Genomic DNA, 5,643 nt, shown 5'->3' on the forward strand with positions numbered 1-5,643 from the left:
TAAGCTCAGCATGCTGATAGTTTATCAGAGCACCCTCAGCTCCCTGGAATCCAGGAAGAGCCTTGAGGAAAGTTCAACCGAGGAGCGGCGAAAGGATTCCAGTCTGGCGGAAAGTTACGAAGGGCCGGCCGACTGGGCCAGTTGGATGATGATCAACGACCACCTGGGAACGAACGCGTTCAGCTTGCGGGAACTGGTGGAGGAACTCGGCGTCCGGCGCTTCGGGCAGCGGATGCGGGTCGGAGACGTGTTCTGTGGAGGTGGGTCCGTGCCGTTCGAGGCGGCGCGACTGGGGTGCGACACGTACGCCAGTGACTTGAATCCAGTGGCGGGTCTGCTCACGTGGAGTAATCAGGCCTTGCTGTGCGCGGAACCGGCGGATCGCCGGCGGATTGAGGCGGATCAGCAGTGGGTGTACGCCGAGGCGGACTGTCAGGTGACCGAGTGGGGCATCGAGCACGACGAGCGGGGCCGGCGGGCGGACGCGTACCTGTGGTGTAACGAGGTTATGGATCCGGAAACGGGGTACCGGGTGCCCCTATCAGCCACCTGGGTCATTTCGGCGCGGGACCGCGTGGTGGCCGAACTGGTCCCGGACGAGGCGAACAGGCGCTACGAGATCCGGGTGGTTCAGAACGCCACCCCGGAACAACTTCTGCGTGCGAAGCAGGGCACTGTGGTAGATCAGGCGCTCGTACCACCCGGTACGCCGGAGTGCCCGCAGCCGCAGCGGACGCTGCTCTCACGGCTACGTGAGCGGCATGATCATGGGCGGGGCCTCCGGAAGTGGGAGAAGAATGACCTGACGCCTGCCCCGGAGGACTTCCTTCAAGAGCGGCTGTACTGCGTGCGCTGGAGCGAGGACGTGCTCGTTGGACGCCGCTGGAAGAGCCAGCGGAGCTACGAGGCGGCGACGGCCGCCGACCTCGACCGCGAAGCGCGGTGTCTGGCGTTACTGCGGGAACGGCTGCCCGACTGGCGAGCCAGGGGACTGATTCCAGAGGACCCGATCCATGTGGTGGATCGCCGGCAGGTCCGCCTGCCGGAAACGCGGGGCTGGACGCACTGGCACCACCTGTTCACACCGAGACAACTGCTGATCAGTGGCCTGCTGGCCGAGGTGACGGAAGCCAGCAGCTCCGCGAAGGAACTGCTTGGCTTCGCGGGCAAGGTCGCGGACCGGGGGTCGAAGTTCTGCCTGTGGAGTCGCGTGACGGACACGCCGACCAGTACCTTCACGTCTCACGTAATGGCACCCATCTACAACTGGAGTGCGCGGGGACTGCGGCTGTACCGCAGTCTGCAACTCCCCACCTCGTCCATGCCTTCCGTTGGACTGAACGTGGATCTGCGTGACGCCCGGGCGGCGGATCAGGTCTGCTCGGTGTGGTTAACGGATCCCCCTTACGCGGACGCCATTCAGTACGAGCACCTCAGTGAGTTCTACCTGGCATGGTCCGGTCATCGGCTGACACGCCACTTCCCGGACTGGTATGCCGACCCGAAACGTGCGCTGGCTCTTCAGGGGAAAGGCGCTGAATTCCACGCGGCTATGATCGAGGTGTACTCGAACCTGGCGCGCTTGATGCCGGAAAACGGACTTCAGGTGGTCATGTTCACGCACCGTGACGCGCGGCTCTGGGCAGATCTGGGCATGATCATGTGGGCGTCCGGCCTCAAGGTCACGGCCGCGTGGACGGTCGCCACGGAAACCGAGGGTCGCGCGACCGGCGCGAGCGCCGTGCAGAGCACGGTCCTGCTGGTGTTGCGGCGGCGCGGCCCGGAGGTCGACCTTCTCTTCGAGGACGAGATCCTATCCCTGATGGAAACGGAAGTGGCGCGGCAACTGGCCGACATGCGCGCCCTGGAGGAAGCCGGGCTTCACTGGGACGCCGCTGACCTGCAACTCGCCACCTACGCGGCCGCGCTGCGCGTGATCACCTCGCACGACATTGAAGGAATCGACCCGCAGCGTGAACTGCTCAAAGTACGCGTCAAGGGCGAGCAGTCTCCTGTGCACCGCCTGATCGAACAGGCCTCGCAGATCGCCAGCCGTGACCTCATGCCGCCGAATCTGAACGCCGCGCTGTGGCGCGAACTGGGCGCACACGAACGCTTCTACCTCAAGGGCCTGGAAGCCGAAACCCGCCGTGACTCCCGAAGCGGCGTGTACCAGGAACTGTCCAGAGGTCTGGCCGCCAACGCCTGGCAGGAACTCGTCAGTGAGAGACGCGGACAGGCCGTTCGGCTGATGACCGCGACTGAGATGGGTCAGCGCGGCCTTCAGACCGGACCGCTGGCCGGCACGCTCCTACGTCACGTCCTCATGGCAGTGAAACTCACCCGGCAGCACGAACAACCGGACCGGGGCGTCGCCTGGCTTCATAAAGAGCTGCAGCGGTTCGACACGCAGCGCGCCAGAGCACTGGAACTGATCGAATTTCTCAGCCGGCAGACGTCCCCGCACTGGGCAGCGGACGCCGGAGCGGCCCGCCTGCTGCGCGGCGCCCTCATGAATGGTGAATCCTGATGACACTGCGCCGCTTCAGCGCCCGACTGGGCCGCATCGACGAGGAGTTCCTCACCCCCCGCCTCACGGGCGCCGAACAGTACGACCGCCTCAGCGGGTACTTCACGTCCTCCGTGCTACGGCTTCTTCAGGAGCCGTTCAGCACCGTGGGGCGTATCCGGATGGTCTGCAACTCCGACCTGAATCCGTCTGACGTGGCTGTCGCCAAAATTGCCGAGGAGCAGCAGCGCCGCCGCTGGCATGCCAGTCAGCCGGAACTGCAACTGCTGCGCGCCCCACCCGGCACGCGCGACCGCCTGCGCCTCCTGCACACCGCGCTGCTCAGCGGCCAGATCGAAATCCGCGTCCTGCCAGACGAAGCCTTCGGATTCATGCACGGGAAAGCCGGCGTCATCACCAACGGCGGAACCCGAACCGCGTTCATGGGCAGCGTGAACGACACGGCCAACGCCTGGAGCCGCAACTACGAACTGCTGTGGGAGGACCCCTCACCAGAGGGGGCAGCCTGGGTCCAGGCTGAATTCGACGCCCTGTGGGAACACCCGCTGGCCGTTCCGCTGGCGCGCGCCGTGATCGACGATCTCCAGCGCCTAGCAGGCCGGCACGACCTGACCCTCCAGGAGTGGCGGGACCTGTTGCAACGGGACCTGAACGGCGGCGGGCACGACCTCAAGGAAGTCCTGGCACCGCTCATTGAAGCCCCCCTGTACACCAGTGAACAGGGACTGTGGCCTCACCAGAAGGCCTTCATCCACCAGGCGGTACTGGCCCACTCCGGTCCGTTTCGCCGGGCGCGGCTGCTGCTGGCCGATCAGGTTGGCCTGGGAAAAACCCTGCAACTCGCGGTCAGTGCCCAGATCATGGCCTTGCAGGGCGAGCAGCCGGCCCTGATCGCCGTGCCCAAAACCCTGCTGGGGCAGTGGCAGGCCGAAATGTGGGACCTGCTGCACGTCCCGAGTGCCCGCTGGGACAGTAGCGCCAGAAGCTGGACGGACGAACGGGGACGCGTCACGCGCGGCTTCCTCAACTGCCCGCGGCGCATCGCGCTGGTCTCCTCCAGCTGGCTCTCGTTCCTCGGAGACAGTCCACACGAGGTGTTTGACCAGACCTACGATCTCCTCATTCTCGATGAAGCCCACCGCGCCCGCACCTCTGGCAAGGGAAAGAAACGCCGCCCTAATAATCTCTACCGCGCCGCGCGCCGCCTCGCGGCCCGCAGCCGCAGTGTGCTGCTCGCCACGGCCACGCCCGTACAACTCGATCTGAGAGAAGCACACGACCTCCTTCAGATCCTCGGAGAAAGCGCTCCGGAAGTGCTGGGAGGCCCTTTCTCCCGCTGGAACACCCATACGGACGAGGGCCTCGAACTGGCTGTCGGCCGCCAGTCGCCGCCCAGCGGATTCATGGACCAGTGGGGCTGGTACCGTTCACCTGTCGCGCAGAGCCGCGACGCGCACGGCCGCCTGGATCCCGACCTGCTCGGCGTGCGCCGCAGCCTAGGTCTACGTGATGGGGAATTCGAGGCTGGCAGCGACGGATACACCCGTCTGGACACCATCGAGGAACGCCTCATCACCCGGAATTTCCCACAGTGGATCCGCGATCACAACCCCTACATCCAGCGGATCATCATGCGGACCCGTCAGGCACTCGAAGAGCAGGGGCAACTGGAACGCATCGATGTCGACCTTCAAGGCGACCGCCCCGGTGAGGCCGTCCCAGTCGAACGCGAGGTCGCCCGCGCCTACGAGATCGCTGAGGAGATCTGCGAGGTGCTGGGCACCCAGTACCACCTGACCGGCTTTGCTAAAACGGCCCTGCTCAGGCGTATCAGTTCCAGCCTTGAGGCCGGCTACATCAGCGTGAGCCGCCTTCTCGAAGGCGAGGCAGCCATTCCAGCAGGAGAAACCGAAGAGGACGAGGAGGACGTTACCGTGCAGGCGACCGGCGACATGCGCTGCCAACTGGAAGAACTGCAGTGGGTGCTTGGTCGGGCCCGCGCCCAGGACCCAAAGATCAAACTGGCCACCGAACTGCTCAGCGGTCACGCGGTCGCCACACACGGGCAGGCGGACTGGCGACAAGACGGCTGCATTCTCTTCTCCCAGTACCTCGACACGGCCCGCGCAGTAGCTCGCCGGATCAGTGAGGCCTTCCCCGATACCCCTGTCGGCCTGTACACCAATGAGGAGCAGAGCGGCTCATACCTGGGCGGGCACTTTACAGCCTGCGAGCGTCATGTCCTCAAAGAGCAGGTACGAGACGGTCAACTCACCCTCCTAGTCGGAACGGACGCCGCGTCTGAAGGCCTGAACCTGCAGCGCCTCTCCAACCTGATCAACATTGACCTCCCGTGGAATCCCACGCGCCTCGAACAGCGCAAAGGCCGCATCCAGCGCATCGGACAGAAACACGCGACCATTCGCATCTACAACATGCGTTACCAGGGCTCCATCGAAGATCGGGTCCACCAGCGACTCTCCGAACGGTTCGGCGACATTGCTGCCCTGTTCGGCCTGATCCCGCAGGTACTCGAAGACCGCTGGGTGGAGCTTGCCAAAGCGGAAGAACAACGTGTCAAAGTGCTTCTCGATCACGTGGGCGAGGCGGAAAAAACGGCTCTGATGCACCCGTTTGAACGCGTCCATCAGCAGGTTCCCGACCTGACTCACTGGGAAACGTGCACCGCTGTCCTGAAACAGACAGAAGCCGCCGCTCACTTGGAGCGCCGCTGGAACAGCAACTGAAACGGTCAGCTAGCTGCCCTGCCAGCGGCTGGATATCAGTACCCTGTCACTGATCATGCGCTCCGCGGGATCCTCCCTCACTCCACAGCGATCAATTTCACGGAATGTCCAACCTGAAGCCACCAGAAGCAGCTCAGGAATCCCCACGTCATGAACAGCGCGCCCCGCGATGACCTGGACGTGGAGGATCAGCGCACGACGTCTGCGGAGGTGCGCTCAATGGAGCGTCTGGCGGGCGCTGGGGGTCGGCAGACGCTGACAGCGGTCATTCGCGCGCCGGACGGAACGCTGGCGGGACTGAGTGATACGGACTCCGATTAATTAGCCAACAAGGGCCACCAGTGGAAGAGCGTGTGCCGAGTGACC

Annotated in this window: 2 protein-coding genes; both read left to right on the top strand. The window is 64.6% G+C overall.

Annotated features, from left to right (window positions below):
• Nucleotides 1-2,530 (top strand): DUF1156 domain-containing protein (locus IEY70_RS20495; RefSeq protein WP_229778130.1); only part of this gene is annotated, 2,530 nt, incomplete at its 5' end.
• Complete coding sequence (locus IEY70_RS20500; protein ID WP_189066885.1) at nucleotides 2,530-5,277, top strand: helicase-related protein; 2,748 nt, start codon at nucleotides 2,530-2,532, stop codon at nucleotides 5,275-5,277. The genes IEY70_RS20495 and IEY70_RS20500, both read left to right, overlap by 1 nt.
• Nucleotides 5,278-5,643 lie beyond the last annotated feature (366 nt).

It is taken from the genome of Deinococcus seoulensis (genome assembly GCF_014648115.1).
GTDB classification, from domain to species: domain Bacteria; phylum Deinococcota; class Deinococci; order Deinococcales; family Deinococcaceae; genus Deinococcus; species Deinococcus seoulensis.

Excerpts from the sequence above, each read along its gene's own strand:
- IEY70_RS20500 (WP_189066885.1), top strand. The coding sequence starts at position 2,530 with ATGACACTGCGCCGCTTCAGCGCCCGACTGGGCCGCATCGACGAGGAG.